This window comes from Pseudomonas sp. DC3200b2 (assembly GCF_049895785.1).
Lineage (GTDB): Bacteria > Pseudomonadota > Gammaproteobacteria > Pseudomonadales > Pseudomonadaceae > Aquipseudomonas > Aquipseudomonas massiliensis.
In genome coordinates, this window is sequence record NZ_JAFCTA010000006.1 from 153,136 (window position 1) to 172,752 (window position 19,617).

Consider the following 19,617-nt stretch of genomic DNA (forward strand, 5'->3'; position numbering starts at 1 on the left):
AGCTCCTACCCTGCGAAGACTTCGTCAGGGCTTGTTCGCCGGCAGCCAGCGCTCGGCCGAATCCTGGTCGCTTTGCCGCCCTTCCACCCACCGGGGCCCTTCGGGCGTGGTTTCCCTCTTCCAGAAGGGGGCGCGGGTCTTGAGGTAATCCATGATGAATTCGCAGGCCTGGAAGGCTGCCTGGCGATGCGCGCTGGCACAGGCCACGAAAACGATGGGCTCTCCCGGGGCGAGCTCACCGACACGGTGCAGTACTTCCACATTGAGCAAGGGCCAACGGCCCTGCGCCTCGGCCACGATCTTCTCCAGGGCCTTTTCGGTCATGCCCGGGTAATGCTCGAGAAACAGGCCGGCCACGTCCTGGCCGTCGTTGAAGTCGCGTACATAACCGGTGAAGCTTACCACCGCGCCAACACCTAGCTGCCGCTGATGAACGCCATTGAGCTCGGCACCGGGATCGAAGGCGATACGCTGCACGCGAACGGCCATCTCAACCTCCCGTCACGGTAGGGAAAAAGGCAATCTCGTCGCCGGGCAGCACAGGCTCGTCCAGCTGGCACAGCTCTTCATTGCGGGCGCACATCAGGTTGGCTTCGGCCAGTACGTCATGCCCTCCTTGCGCCACCAAAAAGGCTCTCAGCGCGCGAATATCCATGAACTCACCCCGCACCTGCTCGGCGTCTTTGCCCATGGCCTCGCGAAAGCGCGCGAAATACAGCACCCTGACCGTCATCATGCCTGCACCTGGTAGTCACCACTCTTGCCACCGCGCTTCTGGAGCAAGCGCACGGCCTCGATGACCATCCCCTTGTCCACAGCCTTGCACATGTCATAAATCGTCAAGGCAGCCACACTGGCGGCCGTGAGGGCTTCCATTTCAACCCCTGTCTGCCCCGCCAGCTTGCAGCGGGCACGGATCAGCACCGCATCGGCGCCCTCCCCGCTCAGCTCCACCTTCACGCTGGTGAGCATCAATGGATGGCAGAGGGGAATCAGGTCACTGGTTTTCTTCGCCGCCTGTATGCCGGCGATACGTGCGACCGCGAAGACGTCGCCCTTGGGGTGGGCGCCCTCCACGATCATCTGCAAGGTAGCCGGTTGCATGCGCACACGTGCCTCGGCCACTGCCTCGCGTTCGGTGATGGCCTTGGCGGTCACATCGACCATATTGGCGCGGCCTTGGGAATCTAGATGGGTGAGCATGAGCTGGCTCCTGGAAAACATGGCCCAGTTTAGCCCGCCGCCCCGTGCACGGAAACGAAAAAGGCCCCGCGGCAAGCCGATGGGGCTTGGCGCGGGGCCTCTTTCTGAATCCACTGGTAGCAGCCGGGTCGGGCCATGCTGTCTTGCCGACGAATCGGTTAGCCTGGTCGCGGCCAAGGCCGGCTGCTACAGAAGGCCTTTACTGGGTGATCGACTTCACCGAGACGCCGGCGGTGGCAGCGTTGGAGCGGCCGTAGATGTCTTCGAAACGCTCGATGTCGTCTTCGCCCAGGTAGCTGCCGGACTGCACTTCGATCAGCTCGAGCGGGATCTTGCCTGGGTTGCGCAGGCGGTGAACCGAAGCGATCGGGATGTAGGTCGACTGGTTCTCGGTCAGCAGGAACACGTTCTCGTCACAGGTCACCTCGGCGGTACCGGATACCACGATCCAGTGCTCGGCGCGGTGGTGGTGCATCTGCAGCGACAGGCAGGCACCCGGCTTGACGGTGATGTGCTTGACCTGGAAGCGACCGCCCTGGTCCACGGAGTCGTACGAGCCCCAAGGGCGGTACACTTCGCAGTGGTTCTGGGTTTCGCTGCGGCCCATGTCGTTCAAGGTGGCGACCATGTTCTTCACGCCCTGGACCTTGTCCTTGTGCGCGATCATCATGGCGTCGCGGGTTTCCACCACCACGATGTTTTCCAGGCCGATCACCGACACCAGCTTGCCATTGCCATGGACCATGCAGTTGCGGCTGTCCTGGATGACCACGTCGCCCTTGGTGACGTTGCCATTTTCATCCTTGGCATGGACTTCCCACAGGGATTTCCAGCAGCCAACGTCGCTCCAGCCGGCGCTCAGCGGCACCACACAGGCGCGCTGGGTCTTTTCCATCACCGCGTAGTCGATGGAGTTGTCCGGGCAGCAGGCGAAGCTGGCTTCTTCGATTTCGATGTTGTCGCCGTCGCGCTTGCTGCGCTCCAGGGTCAACAGGCAGTTGTCGTAGATATCCGGATCGTGCTTCTTCAGCTCTTCCAGGAAGCGGCTGGCGCGGAACAGGAACATGCCGCTGTTCCAGAAGTAGCCGCCCTGCTCCACGAATTCCTGGGCACGCTTCTCGTCCGGCTTCTCGACGAAGTGAGAAACGCGGCTCACGCCTTCTGGCAGCAATGCGTCGTTGGTGGACTTGATATAGCCGTAGCCGGTTTCAGGGCGGCTGGCCGGAACGCCGAACAGCACCATCTCGCCACGCTCGGCGGCTACGGTGGCCAGGGCCAGGGCGCGCTGCAGGGCTTTCTGGTCTTCGATCACGTGGTCGGCCGGCAGGACCAGCATCAACTCGTCATGACCTTCGTTGACCAGCTTCATCGCGGCCAAGGCTACGGCCGGCGCGGTATTACGGCCGAAGGGCTCGAGCAGGATGCCCTGGGTTTCCAGCTTGAGAGCCGAAAGTTGTTCGTTGACGATGAATTTGTGGTCCTTGTTGCAAACCACAAGAGGCTTATCCATGCCTTCGAACACCAGACGTTCCAGGGTCTGCTGGAAGAGCGTGTGCTCGCCCGTCAACGCCAGGAATTGCTTCGGGAACTGCTTGCGCGACAACGGCCACAGACGAGAGCCGCTACCACCTGACAAGATCACCGGGATCATAGTGTTTCTCCAAGAATTTCGTAAATGAAGTTGGACCGCGAGTGCCGCCGTGTCTTCTTATTCAAAGCGGCTGCTTGCGTTGAGCAGCCGCGTATAAGGCATTATTCGGAAACAGGCAGGGCCCAATCGGCCTTGACGTTACTACCGGAACCGGTAACGAACAGAGAAGTGAACTGACCACGCTCAAGCGCTACAGGCTTCAGATCGACAACTTTGTTAGCGCCATCGAAGAGTGCCAGATTAACTTTCACAGGATTCATTTCACGACTGCCAGAACCACCAGCAGCGACGGCGGCGACGACTTCAGTCTTGCCATCGGCCGTTTTCAGCGTCAGAGGTTTGTCCGTCAAATTCTGGACATCCACCCGCGCTTTCTGCTTGTTGTCGAACTTGGACTCTTCGACCAACTTTGGCTGAGAAGTTCCACCGACCACGGTGTAATATTTATTGCTGGCCAAGTTGACTGGCAGGCTCTGCGAGCCAAGCTGAGCGGTATAGCTCCCGCCAGGCAGGTATGAATAGGCGCTGGCGGATGCAGGCGATACGCCCTTGAACTTGGCGGTACCGACGCTAGGGGTGATTTCCTGACCGCCGGCATTGTAGACACGGACAAATGCGGACCCTGCCGGAGCAGTCTTGTACAGGGCGCCATCGCCTCCGGCGAATGCCTGGGTAGACAGCAGCCCCAGGCCTACGGCCACGGCGCAAGCCTTGGCGATACGGGAAGTGCGAATGGCGGCTTTCAAAGTCTGTACAGGCATATGTATTCCTCGCGGCTGATATGAAATATGTGCCGTTTGATTGAAAATAATCAGTGGCTCTGGCCCACGGCCAGATTCTGATTGTTATCTTGGGCCTTCTTCAGTTGGGAGATCCACGCGGGATCGAAACCACTGAGGTCATTCTTCATAGGCAGGTAGCGCTCGGGAAACTCCCAAACCAGAACCTGCGGCGGGTTGTTCTTGAACCCGTCACTCTGCAGATACTTGAGCATCGGCAGGATCGGGCCGTGGCCTTCCTCGGCATAGTTGACGACGTCGCTATTGAGCGCCTCTTTGAGCGCGCCAAGGAAATTCCAGTGCGCGTTCGCGCTGTAGCTGGTACCTACCAGCCCCACGGGGACAGTGGCATCGCCAAACAGCGCATCGCCGCTGTCACCTGCGCCTTCGACAGCATGGGTGGTCTTTTGTTGCAAACTATCAGGCTGCGGAAGCAAATTCGTGAACAAAGGATCCAGCGGGAGGAAGGTCGTCAGGTCGCCTTTGTACGGCTTCGCCTGTTCCGCTTCGGTCACGTATTTGACTGGCGCGGTATTGATCAGGGATTGCGACGCAATGGCAGCGCCAAGATTGCGCGCCACCACTTCCGCTCCCATTGGGGTCCAGTGGGTATCGGTCCGCAGGAAGACCTGGCCGCTCTGCTTGGCTTGTTGCAACGGCCCCATCAGGTCCGGCGCGAAGATGCCCGCCTGCTGGGCCTGCGCATGGAATTGCTCGTACAGATCACGATGCATGCTGGCCGGCTGCCTGTCGCCGAAGTATTCGGGGTACAGGCGCGCCTTGGCCGGGATGATCGCCATCACCAACTTGATGCCCTTTTCTTCCAGGCGATCACGCACGCCGCGGATGAGCGCGAGGTTTTCCTGCTCGATCTGGTCACGGTTAGCGACAGGCTTGAACTCTTCATCGGTGAACAGCCACTGGTCCTTGCCCAGGATGACTCCTGGGCGGCCTTCGTTGAACACTTTGTAGTCCACCGCCGCCCAGAGGTTGGTACCCAGCCGCTTGATGGGAAACTCCTCGTCATAGTGAGTTTCCACGGCCTTGGCCAGCTTGCCGTTGAGGAAGGTCATTTGCGGCGTTCGATCGAAGCTGGTGAACGCTACCAGGGACCAGAGCCCCATCAGCACCAGGATGCCAAAGAAGATCGCGATGTAGAGAATGCGTAATGAACGGGTCATGGTCGGCACTCAGAACTGGAAGTAAAGGAAAGGCGAGAAGCTTTGCGCTGACAGCTTCAGGATCGAAGCCACGAACAGCAGCAGAATCAGCGTACGCATGAGGTAACGCGGCCAGTCGGCTACCCAGTAGGCCGCTTGTACCTGATGGCCTGGGACGTGGGCCTGAACGATGGCAGGCTGGTCACCCGGCACGGCCTTGATCTGCCCTGGCTGCGCGGTCGCCGGGCCATTGGCCTCGACAGCTTTGTCGCTGGCTTCGGCTTTCTGGGCACGGGCGTTGATCGGCGCCTTGTAGAAGTCACGCAGGCCGAAGTAGGCCATGGTGATATAAGCCACGATCAGGGTCGCCACTTGCAGGCCGGTGAGGCTGGCGCGGTTGAGCTCGGACAGCTCCCACTGGCCGAAGCTGAACATGGCCTGGTACATGCGCATGGCCACATGCAGGTTCTCGGCACGGAAGATCACCCAGCCCAGCACTACCAGCAGGAAGGTGAAGGCCCACTTGATGGGATTGAAGCGGCGCGGCGCGGCGTCGGTGCCCAGGGCTCGCTCGATGGCCAGCCACAGGCCGTGCCACATGCCCCAGATAATGTAGGTGAAGTTCGCCCCGTGCCACAGGCCGCCGAGCAGCATGGTCAGGAACAGGTTGCGGTAGGTGGCGAAGGTGCCGCCACGGTTGCCGCCCAGGGTGATATAGAGGTAGTCCCGCAGCCAAGTGGAAAGGCTGATGTGCCAACGACGCCAGAACTCGGTGATCGACTGGCTGATGTAGGGCTGCTTGAAGTTTTCCATGAAGCGGAAGCCCATCATCAGGCCCAGGCCGATGGCCATGTCGCTGTAACCGGAAAAGTCGAAGTACAGCTGCGCCGTATAGGCCAGCGCGCCCAGCCAGGCATCGCCGGTGGTGGGGTTGGACAAGGCAAAGGAATGATCGGCCACCACCGCGATGGTGTCGGCGATGAACACCTTCTTGATGAACCCCTGCATGAACCGGGTCGCGCCCTCGGAGAACTTGTCCAGGGTATGGGTGCGGTGGTTGAACTGGTCTACCAGGTCCTTGAAGCGCAGCACGGGACCGGCGATCAGGTGCGGGAAGATCGCCACGAAGGCCGCGAAGTCGATCAGGTTCTTGGTCGCGGGGGTATCGCCACGGTACACATCGATGATGTAGCTGATGGACTCGAAGGTGTAGAACGAGATACCGATCGGCAGCAGGATGTGAGTGAGGATGAACGGCTCCAGGCCGAACGACGTCATGATCGCGTTGAGGCTATCGACGCCGAAGTTGGCGTACTTGAAGTAGCCCAGCACGGCCAGGTCCACGGCCACGCCCAGCAACAGCCAGCGCTGGGACGCCTTGGTGCGCACTCCGTTGGCGCCGATGCGCAGGCCGATGAAGTAGTTCCACAGGGTCACGGCGGCAAAGAGCGCGAGGAAATCGACGCGCCACCAGGCGTAGAATACATAACTGGCTACCAGCAGCAGCAAGTTGCGATAGCGCGTTCCGCTCAGATAGTACAGGCCGAAGAAAATCGGCATGAACAGGAACAGGAACACGTTGGATGAGAAAACCATCCTGATCTCTCCTTGTTTTTCCTACACTGGGAGCCGAAGACAGCCCCCCCATACCCCCCCAGCGAAGGGCTGGAGAGAAATGCACCGCGGGCCAGACGCCTGAACTGACCCGCGGTGCTCGTTTATTGTGAAGCCGGGCCTGTCAGGACCCTTTCTCGGCCTTGTCGCCCTTGTCACCCTTTTCGTGGTCCGGGTCGAAAGTACGAGTCAGATCGCCACCCAGACGGAAGGTCTTGAAGGGTTCCATCTGGCGCTTACGCTCGATGGTGTCCGGCGAGCAGTCATAAAGCGTGCAATAGGGTTCGAGCCAGGCGTATTTGCTGTCGACCTTCAGATCGGTCATGTCCTGCTCTTCGCCGTTCTTTTCCTCGAACGCTTCGGGATCTTTCGAGCCGGCCAGCACGCGGTCGCCCAGGCGCTTGAGGGCGCCATTGTTTTCCTGGCGAAGGTCCACGCCGTTGGCCTGGGCGAAGCTGGCGATCATGGCCAAGGGTGGCAAGGCATAGTTGTGGTAGGCCAGTGCCCGCTGGCGCCGCTTGAGCTCGTTGGGCAGGAAGCCCTGGTCATCGATCTGGCTGGCGCCAACCTTGAACTCCTTCACCGCCCAGTCGAACAGGTCACGGCGGTCGGTGACGATGGACGTGGCCATCACCGACCAGGCGGCCCAGTACGAGTGGTTGTTGATCTTGTCCAGCGGCAGGTTGCTCCAGTCGCTCACTACCTGGTCAGCCAGGCGGCTGAACCAGGCTTCGATTTTCTGGGCCTGAGCCTCGTGGCCCTGCAGGGGATGGGATTCGGAGAATTTCAGCCGCAGGTACGAGGACGACATGCTGCCCAGGGCCCATTTGCGCATGGACTTGCCGGTATGGTTGAAGTCCTTGGACATCAGCGCATTGGCGTCAGCCCAGGTACTGAGCCAGTTCAGGGTGCAATCCAGCTCGGCGGCCTTGCCGTCGCGCATGAACTGCATCACCTGCTTGCTGATGCCTCGCTCCAGTGTCGTGATGTCCTTGGTGGAATCACGGAAGGCTTTTTCCGAAACCTCGTTCAAGGTCGCGCGAGCCTTGTCCGATCCTTCGTACTTACTGCGGAACTGCAGCGACCCAGTGTAAGGCGCTGGCGCGGCCGGACACTGGAAATCCCCGCCTTTCCCTGGCTTCTCGATCGCCTCGTAATATCCTTTGGGAGGCACCAGCCCCGCGGCATGCGCCACGGAACCGAACATGGCAAGACCCAGCAGGGCCGGTGCCAGGAAACGGCGGGCGGCCCGGGGTGTAACACGAGAAGTCAACATAAGCATTCAGCCCTCAGAGTCCGGCTTGCGCGTTGCGCGTGGTCACACCGGGGAACACGTTGCGTTTGCAGATCTTCGCCTCGACTTTCTGTGGCCCGACCGTAGCGTCTTCCGGCCCGTGGATTTCCACGGCCAGCAGGTTCATCTTCGGCCAGTCCGCATCATCGCGCAGCTCGAAGGCAAAGCGCCCGTCGGTGTCTGCCGTGGTGGGTTTTTCGATCTTGATGTCTTCGTGACGTCCATTCATGTACCAAAGGGTCGCTTTCATGTTCTTGACCGCCGGGTCAGCGAACTTGATATCGACCTGATGGTTCCAGTTTTCCAGGTCCTTGATGCCGTTCTGGCCGTTGACCAGCAACTCGGTGGTCTGGTTGGGTTTCACCACGCCGCTGCCGGTGAGCTCGGCGGTCTTGCCGTCACAGCCATCGCCCATCAGCGCCATCATCTGGCGATAGATGGTTTCCTGGTCCAGCGGGTACAGCGGGGAGAACTCCCATACGAGAATCTTCGGCGGCTTCTTCTGGAACTCATCGCTGCCCAGGTATTGCAGCATCGAACCCTCGAAGCCACCGCCAGGGAAGGCTACGTTGAGCACGTCGGCGTTGCTGTACTGCTGCAGGAAGCCAGCGAAGTTGTAGTTCTTGCCGCTATGACTGGTACCGACAAGGGTGATGTCCGGGCTGGCGGAATCGCCGAACAGATCGTTGTCACCGGCCGCACCCTTGGGTTCGGTGCTGAAGGTGTCCATGTACTGGATGGCGTAGCTGGTCCCGCAGAGCTGCCCAGCCATGTTCTGCAGGGTGCCGGTCTTGCCCATGCGCCCGGAGACCTTGGTTTCGAACTCCTTCTTGGCGATGTCCGAATAGCCCGGCACCTTCTTGATGGTTTCGGCAACGATCCTGGCGGTGCGCTCGGCGCCGTAGGGCGTCCAGTGCTGGTCGCCGCGGAAGTAGAAGTCGTGGGCCTGCTGCTCATTGGTCAAGGGCGACAGGTCCGGCACGTGGTAGCCCATGGCCTGGAAGCGGCCGAGCATATCCTTGTAGTTCTTCAGCGCGGTGTTGTAGTCGAAGCGCTCGCGGTCGGCGGGCAGCATGTGCGCGCGATCCACCAGGCCACGGGTGGGCTGGTACACAATGACCACCTCCACGCCGCGCGCCTTGAAGGCGTCATGCAACTGTTTCATCCGGCGGTAGCCTTCGGGCGAGGTCTTGAACTCGGTCCGCAGGTCTTCCACGGTACGGAACAGCCAATCGCCCTCCCCTTTTATCAGGGTGGTGAAGTTGCGCTGGTAACGGGTAACGTAGTTCTTCGCATCGGCCGCGGCCGGGCAGAGCTGGCAGCAGGGCTGCGCGGTGAACACAGGAGGCTGCACTTCGGCGGCCTGCGCGCTGCCCGACGCATAAAGGGCAGCGGCCAGGCCCGACAGGCTGAGCAGCTTAATCAAATGTGAATGCATGGGATGTTCCTTAATCCTGCGCCATGTCTGTCTGTTTTTCGACGGGGTCGATCAGCACTGCTTTCTGTTGGCGTACCAGCAGATCCAGGATCTCGGTCTGGTGTTCACCCAGGATCCCGGTGAAGCTGATGCCGCCCTGCTTGGCGGGTGCCAGCATTGCCACGCGATACAGTTCGATACTCAAGGGCGAGTCGATGGCCAGCGGGTTGGTCCCGTTGCCGGACAGCTCGCCACCGACCACGATCATCGACACTTCGGCGTCGAAGGGGTCCAGGCGCACGTCACGGTCGGTATCGCTCAGGTCCTTGATGTGGCCGTAGACGCCGGTCAGGCCGTTGGCCATCGCCACGTTCTCGTAGAGACGGATATTGGTGCTGTTGCGCACACGGATACCGTGCCGCTTGTTGGCTACCAGCTTGTTGCCCCACAGGAGGTTGTCGCCGCTCTCGTACAAAGTGATGCCGTCGGTGTGGTTCTGGTAGATCTCGTTGTAGGCCACCAGGTTGCCCACGCTGTTACGGTCCAGTACCACGCCCGAGAGGTGGTTGTCGTAGCTGCGGTTGTTGATGATGAAGCTGTCGTTCACCTCACGGGAAATGATGATCCCGTGCTTTTTCTTGGTCCCGTAGACGGTATTGTCCGCGATGATCAGGCCGTGGGAACGGTCGTGCGGGTCGATGCCGTAGATGATGTTGTCATGGTAGGTGCTGCTCTTGACCACGAAACCCTGGGTTTCATAGCAGTAGTAGCCATACCACATGTCCGAGAAGGTGGAGCCGATGATCCAGCCGGTAGGCTCGGTGCGATTCATCTGCGCCTTCATGCTCGGCGTGTACTGGGAAATACTCACGCCGTACGACTTACTTTCGTTGTAACCGAAGCTTTTCATTTCGGTATTCACGATGTAGGTCTCGGTACCGCCCCAGGACACCAGGAAGGGACGGAACTCGTCCTTCTCCTTGAACCAGGCCTGGTCATTCTTCGCCTCGCTCCAACCCGTCACCTTGGTGTCGAAGGTAAACAGCTTGCCGTCGTTGACGATGAACGAGCCGCCGTCCTGGGACAACCGCAGGTCTTTCACGCGGCCGTCGATTTCCAGGGTGGCGCCATGGGACACCACGATAGGCACCCGCGCCAGCCATACGCCAGGCGAGGTCTCGCGCAGGTATTGCTTGGGCACGGCCTTGCCAAGGTCAGCGAAGTTGACATAGCCGCCGTCGATGAAGATCGCCTGCGGGATGCCGCGCTGTTTCCCGACCCAAGCCATCATCTTGTTGTCGCCGCCGATGAAGGCCTTGAGCGGCAGTTCCTGCATCATGCGACGCATGGCCACCTTGCCCTTCTTGCTACGGTCCACCTTGGCATGCGCGGCGGCAGCAGTGTAGCCGCTGAGGTCGGGCAGCTTGGGCGCCGCCAGGTTCAATGGCTCGGTGGGCGCGGAGGCGACGCTGTAGGTCTTGGCGACCTGCAGCTCCTTGGTGGTACCGGGCTTGGCCGCGGCGGCCTGGGTCGCCGGCGCGGTGTTGGCCAGGGCGGTGCCGCCGGCGACCAGCAGGGCTGCGGCCAGCAGCGCAACGGGCCAGGCGCGCTTGCGCACCTGCGGCCGCGCCTTGCTATGTGGATGCTTCATCTCATTGCACTCCCTTGGCGGTACCGATCAGAAACGCCAGATCACGTCGACGATGGCCCGGTGCATATAGTTGTCCACGCTGCCGGCATAGGCGTCGCCCGGCTTGAACACACCGGCGCGCAGGCGAACCAGCGCGGAAGGCTCATCGAAGGATTGACTCAGGCTGGCCGGCAGCAGGCCCTGCTTGAAGTACTTGGTTACAACCAGATCGACTTCCTGGCCCAGGTCCTTCTCGCCGTCGTTGAGCGGCAAGGTGGACAGCGAAATGTCACCGGAGGTAGCGTCGGTAGATTCGTAGGCGGCGTTGATGTTGCTGCCACCAATGGCCGAGTCGCCGTCTACCCGCCAGAAACGGTGGTAGATCAGGCTGGCGTCGTAGTCTTCCTGCATTTCCCAGGAAGCGAACACCGAGGCGGTCTGCACGTTGGCCAGTTCAGCCTGGAAGGCTTCGCCGAAACGGCTGATGCGCGAGCGGGTACCGGTCCAGCTGGAGCGGTTGCTCTGCAGGCCGTTCTGCTCGTATTCCTTGCTGGCCCGGGCGTAGGCGGCGCCTACCTGCCACTGTGGGTCCAGGCGCCAGCGCACACCCAGGTCGGTGGCCCAGCCGCTGACATGCTCGCCGTAGGTATCCCCGGCGGTGACGATGCCGTCGGTGTCGGTACGGTTGAAGGTATCGCGGTTGCCGGTCAGCCAGGTCAGGCTGCCCCAGTAGTTGAGCTGGTTGGTGTTGCGATGGTTATAGGCATCGCTGGTCGCTTCCAGGCCAACCCAGGTCAGGTTGCCGTTGCTGGTCTTGTCCAGGTCGTCGATTTCCTCGCCAGCATTGGCCAGTTCACCGTCGTCATGCACGTGATGCGCGCGCAGGCCTACCCACTGGCTTGGCGCCCACTGGTAGGACACATCGCCCCAGACATGGGTGCGGTCCTTGTCGTTGGGCGACAGGCGCGAGTAGTCGGTACGGTAGTCGCTGAAGCGCTGGCCCACGCCCACGTCTGCCTTGAGCAGGGTGGTGTCCAGGTTCCAGGTCAGGGACTCGATGTAGTTGTCGTGCCACTGACCGTCGTCCTGGCGCAGGCGCTGACGGCCGAACTTGACCTGCTCGCCAGGGTAAGGCGTGAGCAGACGGTTGTAGCCAACCCAGAATTCGCGCAGGGCCAGGTAGCTGTCGTCGGCTTCGCGGTCCTTGCTGTAGTAGCGGCTGTTGCTCGATCCGGAAACGTTGTCGTCCGGCTGCAGCAGGGGGTCGGTCTGGATGGTGTCCGACGCGGCCACGGCCTGGCCCATGAAATAGGCGCTCCAGTTGCCCCACTGGCCATAAGCCCAGGGACGCAGGTCGATACCGATACCGGTGACGTCGCCGCCGGAGCGGGTGCCCAGGTCACGGTCGTCTTCGGACTGACCGGTGATCTTGACTTCCAGGCCGAAGTTATCGGTGGCGGTCAGGGCCGCCAGGGTCGGGCACGACCAAAGTGTTGCAAAGCCCAGGCCAATGCCGGCCAGGGTCCATTTATTCAGGATCATAGATCTTCACCTTCACCGACGGCTATCTGTTGCGGGTCGTCCTTCTCCGGCGCGACATCGTCCTGCGGCACCATGGAGGTGATGCCAGGGGCCGGGGCCACGCCGCGCGAGGCGACTTCCTGCTGCAACAGGCGCTGAGCCTGAGGCTTGAGCTGCGGCGGTAGTTGTTCTTCGACGGTTTTAGCCAGGTCCAGGACTTCCTGGCGCGGCTGAGCAGTAGCCAGCGCCTGGGTCTTGGCCAGTTGGCTGAACACGTATGCATTGGCAGGGTTCGGCACGGTGCCACGGCCGTTGAAATACAACTGCGCCAGGGCGAAGTCCGCGCTGTTCTGGCCGCGCCGGGCAGCGATGAGCAGGTTGTCGACCGCCTTCTGCGGCTCGACCATGCCCAGGTAGCCACGGCGGTAGATCTGGCCCAGGTAGTAGTAGGCGCTGACCTGGTCCGGGGTGGCCTTCTTCAGGTGCTCCTCGGCCTTGGCGGCATCGGGCAGCACCACCTTGCCTTCGTAGTAGATCTTGCCCAGCAGCAATTCGGCGCGGCTCGGGTCGGCGTCGTGGCCCTTCTCGATGTAGCCCAGCAACTGGTCGGTATCGCCCAGGTCCGGGTTGTCGTATTGCAACTGGGCCAGGCTGATCCAGGCGCCCGGGTAGGTGCCCGTGGCGCTTTCCAGCAGGGCCTGGGCCGTTTTCGGGTCTGGAGTGCCCAGCTCGCGGTTGGCGATGACCCGGGCCACGGCGTCTACCCGCGCCGGGATGACCTTGCCAGCGGCGAAGGCATCCTGCAGGCGCTTGACCAGTGCCGCCTGGTCTTCAGTGCGGTTCTGCTTCTGGTAAACGGTGGCCAACTCGACGTAGCAGACGTCGTTGGTGTCCAGCGCCGCCTTGCAGATGCGCTCTACCTCGGCCAGGTTCTGGTCGTAGGTGTTCTGCACGCGATAGAGAATGATCTGGGCCAGGCCGGCTTCAGAGTAGCCCGCGGCTTTCCACTCGTTGATCTTCTGCTGTGCATTGACCCCTGGGAAGCTCTGCGGGTACTGGATGTACAGCAAGGCCAGGGCCATCAGGGTGCCGCCCTCGCCACTGGCGAAGGCGTTCTTGAGCAGGCCTTCGGCCTCGTGGCGCTCGGCTTCGGTGCTGTTGGGCTTGGCTGCCAGCAACTTGCCCAGGCGCGCCGCGGCGCGGGGGGAAGTCGCGGCGGCTGCCCGGTAGGTCGCCTCGGCCTTGGCCAGTTGCGCGGGGTCACCGCTTTCTACCCAAATGTCGGCCAGGCCGACCTGGGCATCGGCGTACCCCAGGTCCGCCAATTGCTGGTAATTCTGTTGCGCCAGGGCCACGTTGCCATTTTTCATGGCTTCGTTGGCCAGGCGCTGGTCCGGCAGCCCGGCGCAACCGGCAAGGCCCAGAGCAACGGCCAGGCCCAGGAGGGCCGGCCGATGCAAGTGTCGTAAGGTGTCAGCCACGCTCATTCTCCTGGCGCTCACTTAGAAACCGTGGGCCATGGCTTTGTCGATCAGCCAGTCCAGGGAAGGACCATGGGTGCTCGATACATCGACAGGGCGGCCAGCGAATTTCACGTCCAGGGGCTGATCAGGCTTGATGGTCACACGCATGTCGGTAGAGAGGTCGTCTACCTTCAGGGCGGTAGCGTTGACGATCTGGCCGGAACGCAGTTGATCGTCGCCGGCTACGCGGAAGTCCACCTTGGTGCCTGGGCGAACGTCGTCGATCTGGCGGTAGGTGTAACGGGCTTCGACGTTGGCAGTGGCGTTGCGAGGTACCAGGTTGAAGATCACGTCGCCTTTGCTGGCGTACTGGCCGTTGGCAACCAGCTGCTGAGCCACGATGCAGTCGCAGGGCGAGGTCAGGGTGCCGGTCATCTGCTTGCCGAACAGTTCGGTCACTTTCTGCGGGGTCAGGTCCTGCTCTTCCAGGTGGCCCTTGAGCACGTCCAGCATGCTGGTGCTGAAGGTGGCCAGCGGCGAGCCTTTTGGCGCAACGCCGTTGGCACCGACCAGGCTGGACACGGTGCCATCGCGCGGCATGGTGATGTTCATGCCCGGCGCGGCGACGATACCGGATTCAGCGTGGGTCACGAAGTACAGGTTGTACACGGACTTGAAGATATAGCCGAAGGCGACCAGGCCAATCAGGAAGATGCCCAGGCTGAAGGTCACTGCCCGCAAGCGGCCGAAGAACGACATGTCGTTCGAGGCGGCCTTGCGCTTGCGCGCCTTGGTGAAGTTGTCACGCTGCAGGGTACCGAGTACATCACCCATGGTGACCAGCTCGCCAGACAGGTGCGAAGTGATCAGGTGACGCAGGGTGGAGATGTCGGCCTGGTCCAGGTTCTGGAACTGGGCGCCGACGCGACCGTTGCCTTCGATGGAGCGGGCCTGGAACTCGACGTCCATGCCCAGGCCCAGGTTGTCGACCACGAACATCAGGCGGCCGCGGTAAAGCTCGCCTTCTACCAGGGGCTTCTTGGGCATGAAGGAGAAACCACCGGCCGACAGGTCTTCGACCTTGGCTTCCTGGGTTTCACGATTCGGGCCGATGAAACGGATCTTAGCTGGCATGCGAACCCGGGCATGCTGGCGCTGGGCTTCGGACTCATGGACCACATTGGGGTTGACGGCTGTATTCATGGCTAATTTTCCTACTTAATCCATTGAGGGCTGGTCAGACGATCGCGAACAGGAAAGCAACGAAGATGCTGCCCGCCGAGAAGGTCATGGTCCGAGACGACCAGGTGTTGAACCATTGTTGAAAACTGGCGAGATCGCGTTTGTTGGTGGTGGGCTGCCGGGTCCAGGACTGTCGGTCGAGGCGGAAGAACACGTAGATCTTCATCAGCGCGCCGACGATCTGGTTGTAATAGAGAATGATCGGATAGGCCGGCCCCACCGAGTGCCCACTGAGGGACAGCAGGATGGTCAGGATCAGGCGGGTAATGCCGATCCACAGCAGGTAACCGAGCAGGAAGGCCACGCTGTACTTGAAGGTCGCGATCAGGGCGGCGGTCAGGCCGAGCAACGACGTCCACATGGACACGCGCTGATCGAACAGCACCACCATGGTGAACAGGCCCAGCCGACGAATCCCCAGGCCCAGGGCACGGGAGTTCTGGCGCAGGTTGTTGCCGTACCAGCGGTACATCAGCTTGCGGCTGGCCTTGACGAAGCTCTTCTCCGGCGGATGCTCCACGGTATTGATGGTCGCATCGGGCACGTAGAAGGTGTCATAACCCAGGCGCATCAGGCTGAACCAGCTCGACTTGTCGTCACCGGTCAGGAAGCGGAAGGTTCCCAGGCGCCAGTGCTTGAGCGAGTCGGCTTCCACGTCGGCAATGAACATCGGGTCGGTGACCACGGAGGCGCGGAAGACGGACATCCGGCCAGTCATGGTCAGCACCCGCTTGGACAAGGCCATGGAGCACATGTTGATATGGCGCTGGGCGAAGCGCAGCTTGTGCCATTCGCTCATGATGTAGCTGCCGCGCACTTCGCAGAACTCGTTGGTGGTCAGGCCACCGACGTTCGGCCAGAGGGCGAACCAAGGCACGGTCTTGCGCACCACGCCCTCGTTGAGCACGGTGTCGCCGTCGATCACCGCGACTACCGCGTTCTCGTCCGGCATGTGGCGGGAAATCGCGCGGAAGCCATAGGCCAGGCCGTCGCGCTTGCCGGTACCGGCGATGCGCACGAAGTCCAGGCTCACCCGCTCCGGCGGGTTCATCTTGGCCCAAAGGGACTTCATCAGCATTTCGTCCGACATTTCCACCAGCGATGCGACTATGGTAGTGGGGTAACCACTGTCGATCGCTTCGCGGATCACCGACTGGTATACGGCGGCCGTGGTGCTGGCGTCGATACGGAAGCTGGTGACCATCAGGAAGACGTGGGACGGGTCCGCGTCGGCGCCCAGCTTTTGCACCTTGCGTCGCAGGTACGGGTAGACCACATAAAGGAACAGCATGCCGCGCACGAAGTGCATGGCACCCATCGAGTAGCGCCAGATACCCACGGCGCCAATCAGGAAAATGAAATCCTTGGAATCAGGATTGAATAGCGATGGGGGCAGCGCGAGCGCCAGGCCCATCAGCAGACACAAGTAAAACAGCCATCCAGCAGCCTGGAGCAGGCCGTGCTTTAGCCCTGACATATCCGCATCCGTCTCTTCATCGACCGCCCGGATCGGCGTTCGAAAGTGTTAAGGCAGGCGTAAAGAACCGCGGGGGCCCAAGGCCCGCCGCGGTCATAGCTGTTACCAGCAGATACCTTCTGCGCTGACATCCGCCTTGGTGGCCTGCTTCATGAAGCCGACCAGGTCGAATACCTGCTTGCCCTCGGGTACGTTGTGAGCCAGGTCCGCGAAGTCCTTGCTGCCGTTACCCAGGATCAACACTTCTGCGCCGTTCACGACTTCGTTGAAGTCCGACTTGAGCAGCGAGGAAACGTGAGGAATCTTCGATTCGATGTATTCCTTGTTCGCGCCCAGGATACGAGCGTGCTCTACGTTCTTGTCGTAGATGCTCAGCTCGAAGCCTTTGCCGATCAGGCGCTCGGCCAGCTCGACCAGGGGGCTTTCACGCAGGTCGTCGGTGCCAGCCTTGAAGCTCAGGCCCAGCAGGGCGATCTTGCGCTTGCCGTAGCGGCTGATCACGTCGAAGGCGTTCTGGACCTGCTGCTCGTTGCTCACCATCAGCGAGTTGAGCAGCGGGGCCTTGACGTCCAGCGCGCTGGCGCGGTAGGTCAGGGCACGCACGTCCTTGGGCAGGCAGGAACCACCGAAAGCGAAGCCTGGGCGCATGTAGTAGGCAGACAGGTTCAGGGCCTTGTCCTTGCAGACCACTTCCATCACTTCGCGACCGTCGACGCCGACGGCCTTGGCGATGTTGCCGATCTCGTTGGCGAAGGTCACCTTGGTGGCGTGCCATACGTTGCAGGTGTACTTGATCATCTCGGCCACTTCGACCGGCTTGCGAATGATCTCAGCATCCAGCTCGCTGTACAGGGACTCCAGCAGGTCACCGGACTCCTTGTCCAGTTCGCCGATAACGGTCATCGGCGGGTGGTCGTAGTCAGCGATCGCGGTGCTTTCACGCAGGAATTCAGGGTTGACCGCCACACCGAAGTCGACGCCGGCCTTCTTGCCGGAGTACTGCTCCAGGGTCGGGATGACCACGTTCTTCACGGTGCCTGGCAGCACGGTGCTGCGAACCACCACGGTGTGGCGCTCGGATTTTTCTTTCAGGACTTCACCGATGCTCTTGCACACGGCTTCGATGTAGTTCAGTTCGAGGTCGCCGTTCTTCTTGCTCGGCGTAGGGACGCACAGCATGGAGATCTGGGTGTCACGTACGGCTGCCTTGAAATCGACGGTACCGCTCAGGCGGCCATTCTTGCGCGCATCGCTCAGCAGCTCTTCCAAGCCGGGCTCGACGATAGGGGATTTGCCCTGGTTGATAAGGTCGATCTTGACCTGCGAAACGTCGACTCCGATGACATCATGACCACGGTTGGTCAAGCAACCCGCACATACCGCGCCAACATAGCCCAAACCAAAGATGCTGATACGCATCGCATTCACCTCATGTGTTTATCACGTCGACCCAACTCAGGAGCCGACTAGGGGTTAATTAACCAGCAATATTCGGGCACTCGGATGCGTGACAACTGACGTGTCATTCCGACTGTCACACACCTCATGCAGGCATAATTAGTCCGAGTGCCCCAGAATGTGCACTCAACAAGGGCACCCTTGAACCGTGACTAAATGGTTCGCCCTGGAATGTAGCCAGCCTTTATTACAAAACGGCTCACTTTCTTTCGCTACTTGCCTTCGCACTGTTGTTATGACTTGCGAATCAAGCATCAAGCCGTGTGCATGAATTTGCCTCGCAAATTCGAAACTGGCCTTGCGTTGAGGGTAGTAATGGTGCGCGCTCTCCTGAGATCAACCTTCGGGCTGTTCAGACAGTTCCCATCAAGTCATACGCCTGGATCGCTACCTCCAGCCGCTCCAACTTCTCCTTTGTACGTCATCTCTCACACGTTCAGAGCCTCGGTACGCGTCGTATGAGCTACAGATACCCCGGGAAGTTCCGGAGCACTAGAACCGCTCATACGATTTTTGAGTAGATTTTTCCCACAGGCGGCGCTGACAACAGCCACAGAACAACAAAAAATTCCTTGCTAATCAATGACTTGAACGTTCAAAACCCCAAAAAGCCATCAGGGAAACTTTTTTTGGCTTTTTTGGGTTTTTTTTGAGATCCAAGACAGCCGCGATGGACGTGCGTAACACTTTCGACTGACAATTGACGCCGTAACTTCGTCAAATTGCAGCTTGCACGGTAAAAGACAGTCAAAAATGGACGCCTGAGCCTTGTGATCGAGATCACAGTTCAGTGATCACGCAGGAATACCAGCCGATTGACAGCCGATCGCTCGGCTGAGTAACGGTATCCGGCCTCGCTGAACGTCTGCAGGGCCTCGGGGCGTTCGATACGCTCGCGTATCACATAACGAGCCATCATTCCCCTCGCCTTCTTGGCATGAAAGCTGATGATCTTGTACTCGCCATTCTTCAGGTCACGGAATTCGCAATCGATGATCCTGGCTTTCAAGACCTTCTTGTCCACAGCGCCGAAATATTCCTGAGAGGCCAGGTTGATGAGTATGTCGTCCTCCTGCTCGGCCAGGGCTGCGTTCAACCATTCACTGATACGGCTCCCCCAGAAGGCATAGAGGTCTTTGCCCCTGGCATTGGCGAAGGCAGTGCCCATTTCCAGTCGATAGGGCTGCATCAGATCCAAAGGACGGAGCAACCCATACAAGCCAGACAGCATGCGCAGATGCTGCTGAGCGAAGTCGAAATCGGCTTCGCTGAAATCTTCCGCCGCCAGCCCGGTGTAAACATCGCCCTTGAACGCCAGGATGGCTGGCCGGGCGTTTTCCGGGCTGAAGGTAGCCGACCAGCTGTCGAAGCGAGCCGCATTGAGCCCGGCGAGCTTGTCGGATATGCCCATCAGTTGGCCAAGCTGTGCCGGAGAGAGTTCGCGCAGGCCGGCGATCAGTTCTTTCGAATGCTCGATGAATGCCGGTTGGGTAAAACGCGTGGTGGCCAGCGGGCTTTCGTAGTCCAGGGTCTTGGCCGGTGAAATCACCAACAGCATCGGAAGCTCCTTGAATGAAAGAAAAGGAGCTTGGCCGGTTCCACCCTCGGCATCAACCGGCTTTTGCCTATATGGGTGATCGAACCGGGCCACGCCGCGACAGCCTGGGATGGGCTGGCTATCATGCCGCATACCGCCAAGGAGGATTCT

The 19,617-nt window shown here is 60.6% G+C and carries 16 protein-coding genes; all 16 read right to left on the reverse strand.

Translation table 11 applies throughout. The features are described from left to right. Positions 1 to 24 precede the first annotated feature (24 nt). The 16 genes from moaE to yaaA all read right to left on the reverse strand — a co-directional run bounded on the left by moaE (position 25) and on the right by yaaA (position 19,467). Positions 25 to 489 carry a molybdopterin synthase catalytic subunit MoaE gene (gene moaE, locus ACP691_RS17945; protein ID WP_426152054.1) on the reverse strand — a complete coding sequence of 155 codons (465 nt, stop codon included), beginning with the start codon at positions 487 to 489 and terminating at the stop codon, positions 25 to 27. Position 490: 1 nt separating this feature from the next. Then, complete coding sequence (locus ACP691_RS17950; protein ID WP_426152275.1) at positions 491 to 733, reverse strand: MoaD/ThiS family protein; 243 nt, start codon at positions 731 to 733, stop codon at positions 491 to 493. Then, positions 733 to 1,203 carry a cyclic pyranopterin monophosphate synthase MoaC gene (moaC, locus tag ACP691_RS17955; RefSeq protein WP_426152056.1) on the reverse strand — a complete coding sequence of 157 codons (471 nt, stop codon included), beginning with the start codon at positions 1,201 to 1,203 and terminating at the stop codon, positions 733 to 735. The genes ACP691_RS17950 and moaC overlap by 1 nt, the downstream gene beginning before the upstream one ends. 199 nt (positions 1,204 to 1,402) lie before the next feature. After that, positions 1,403 to 2,854 carry a mannose-1-phosphate guanylyltransferase/mannose-6-phosphate isomerase gene (locus tag ACP691_RS17960; protein WP_040261259.1) on the reverse strand — a complete coding sequence of 484 codons (1,452 nt, stop codon included), beginning with the start codon at positions 2,852 to 2,854 and terminating at the stop codon, positions 1,403 to 1,405. Between the two features lie 101 nt (positions 2,855 to 2,955). After that, complete coding sequence (locus ACP691_RS17965) at positions 2,956 to 3,615, reverse strand: alginate O-acetyltransferase AlgF (protein WP_426152059.1); 660 nt, start codon at positions 3,613 to 3,615, stop codon at positions 2,956 to 2,958. A gap of 50 nt (positions 3,616 to 3,665) precedes the next feature. Beyond that, positions 3,666 to 4,814 carry an alginate O-acetyltransferase gene (locus tag ACP691_RS17970; RefSeq protein ID WP_426152061.1) on the reverse strand — a complete coding sequence of 383 codons (1,149 nt, stop codon included), beginning with the start codon at positions 4,812 to 4,814 and terminating at the stop codon, positions 3,666 to 3,668. A 9-nt stretch (positions 4,815 to 4,823) separates the two neighbouring features. Beyond that, the gene (locus ACP691_RS17975) at positions 4,824 to 6,389 is read right to left on the reverse strand and encodes an MBOAT family O-acyltransferase (RefSeq protein ID WP_426152063.1); all 1,566 of its coding nucleotides are present in this window, start codon (positions 6,387 to 6,389) and stop codon (positions 4,824 to 4,826) included. Between the two features lie 142 nt (positions 6,390 to 6,531). Further along, positions 6,532 to 7,683 (reverse strand): mannuronate-specific alginate lyase, encoded by a 1,152-nt coding sequence (locus ACP691_RS17980; RefSeq protein WP_426152064.1) that lies wholly within the window; start codon positions 7,681 to 7,683, stop codon positions 6,532 to 6,534. 13 nt (positions 7,684 to 7,696) lie between these two features. Further along, the gene (locus ACP691_RS17985; RefSeq protein ID WP_426152066.1) at positions 7,697 to 9,139 is read right to left on the reverse strand and encodes an alginate O-acetyltransferase; all 1,443 of its coding nucleotides are present in this window, start codon (positions 9,137 to 9,139) and stop codon (positions 7,697 to 7,699) included. A 10-nt stretch (positions 9,140 to 9,149) separates the two neighbouring features. After that, the gene (algG, locus tag ACP691_RS17990) at positions 9,150 to 10,769 is read right to left on the reverse strand and encodes a mannuronan 5-epimerase AlgG (protein WP_426152068.1); all 1,620 of its coding nucleotides are present in this window, start codon (positions 10,767 to 10,769) and stop codon (positions 9,150 to 9,152) included. A gap of 27 nt (positions 10,770 to 10,796) precedes the next feature. Continuing rightward, the gene (locus ACP691_RS17995; RefSeq protein ID WP_040261263.1) at positions 10,797 to 12,290 is read right to left on the reverse strand and encodes an alginate export family protein; all 1,494 of its coding nucleotides are present in this window, start codon (positions 12,288 to 12,290) and stop codon (positions 10,797 to 10,799) included. Continuing rightward, on the reverse strand, positions 12,287 to 13,756 hold the full coding sequence (locus ACP691_RS18000; RefSeq protein ID WP_426152071.1) for an alginate biosynthesis protein AlgK: 1,470 nt from the start codon (positions 13,754 to 13,756) through the stop codon (positions 12,287 to 12,289). Before ACP691_RS18000 ends, ACP691_RS17995 begins: the two co-directional genes overlap by 4 nt. Before the next feature lie 15 nt (positions 13,757 to 13,771). Next, positions 13,772 to 14,935, reverse strand: coding sequence for an HlyD family efflux transporter periplasmic adaptor subunit (locus tag ACP691_RS18005; RefSeq protein WP_426152073.1), 1,164 nt, complete (start codon positions 14,933 to 14,935; stop codon positions 13,772 to 13,774). A 34-nt stretch (positions 14,936 to 14,969) separates the two neighbouring features. Then, a complete protein-coding gene (gene alg8, locus ACP691_RS18010) occupies positions 14,970 to 16,451 on the reverse strand; it encodes a mannuronan synthase (RefSeq protein WP_040261266.1) in 1,482 nt (493 codons plus the stop codon). 102 nt (positions 16,452 to 16,553) lie between these two features. Next, positions 16,554 to 17,870: a nucleotide sugar dehydrogenase gene (locus ACP691_RS18015; protein WP_040261267.1), complete on the reverse strand. Its 1,317-nt coding sequence runs from the start codon at positions 17,868 to 17,870 to the stop codon at positions 16,554 to 16,556. 826 nt (positions 17,871 to 18,696) lie between these two features. Next, positions 18,697 to 19,467, reverse strand: a complete 771-nt coding sequence (gene yaaA, locus ACP691_RS18020) for a peroxide stress protein YaaA (protein WP_426152075.1) — start codon at positions 19,465 to 19,467, stop codon at positions 18,697 to 18,699. Between the last annotated feature and the right edge of the window lie 150 nt (positions 19,468 to 19,617).

Bases quoted from the DNA above. Each gene is read 5' to 3' on its own strand.
- ACP691_RS17965 (WP_426152059.1), bottom strand. From the start codon at position 3,615: ATGCCTGTACAGACTTTGAAAGCCGCCATTCGCACTTCCCGTATCGCC.
- moaE (WP_426152054.1), bottom strand. From the start codon at position 489: ATGGCCGTTCGCGTGCAGCGTATCGCCTTCGATCCCGGTGCCGAGCTC.
- ACP691_RS17985 (WP_426152066.1), bottom strand. From the start codon at position 9,139: ATGCATTCACATTTGATTAAGCTGCTCAGCCTGTCGGGCCTGGCCGCT.
- ACP691_RS17970 (WP_426152061.1), bottom strand. From the start codon at position 4,814: ATGACCCGTTCATTACGCATTCTCTACATCGCGATCTTCTTTGGCATC.
- ACP691_RS18005 (WP_426152073.1), bottom strand. From the start codon at position 14,935: ATGAATACAGCCGTCAACCCCAATGTGGTCCATGAGTCCGAAGCCCAG.
- ACP691_RS18015 (WP_040261267.1), bottom strand. From the start codon at position 17,870: ATGCGTATCAGCATCTTTGGTTTGGGCTATGTTGGCGCGGTATGTGCG.
- moaC (WP_426152056.1), bottom strand. From the start codon at position 1,203: ATGCTCACCCATCTAGATTCCCAAGGCCGCGCCAATATGGTCGATGTG.
- ACP691_RS17995 (WP_040261263.1), bottom strand. From the start codon at position 12,290: ATGATCCTGAATAAATGGACCCTGGCCGGCATTGGCCTGGGCTTTGCA.
- alg8 (WP_040261266.1), bottom strand. From the start codon at position 16,451: ATGTCAGGGCTAAAGCACGGCCTGCTCCAGGCTGCTGGATGGCTGTTT.
- ACP691_RS17960 (WP_040261259.1), bottom strand. From the start codon at position 2,854: ATGATCCCGGTGATCTTGTCAGGTGGTAGCGGCTCTCGTCTGTGGCCG.
- algG (WP_426152068.1), bottom strand. From the start codon at position 10,769: ATGAAGCATCCACATAGCAAGGCGCGGCCGCAGGTGCGCAAGCGCGCC.
- yaaA (WP_426152075.1), bottom strand. From the start codon at position 19,467: ATGCTGTTGGTGATTTCACCGGCCAAGACCCTGGACTACGAAAGCCCG.
- ACP691_RS18000 (WP_426152071.1), bottom strand. From the start codon at position 13,756: ATGAGCGTGGCTGACACCTTACGACACTTGCATCGGCCGGCCCTCCTG.
- ACP691_RS17975 (WP_426152063.1), bottom strand. From the start codon at position 6,389: ATGGTTTTCTCATCCAACGTGTTCCTGTTCCTGTTCATGCCGATTTTC.
- ACP691_RS17980 (WP_426152064.1), bottom strand. From the start codon at position 7,683: ATGTTGACTTCTCGTGTTACACCCCGGGCCGCCCGCCGTTTCCTGGCA.
- ACP691_RS17950 (WP_426152275.1), bottom strand. From the start codon at position 733: ATGACGGTCAGGGTGCTGTATTTCGCGCGCTTTCGCGAGGCCATGGGC.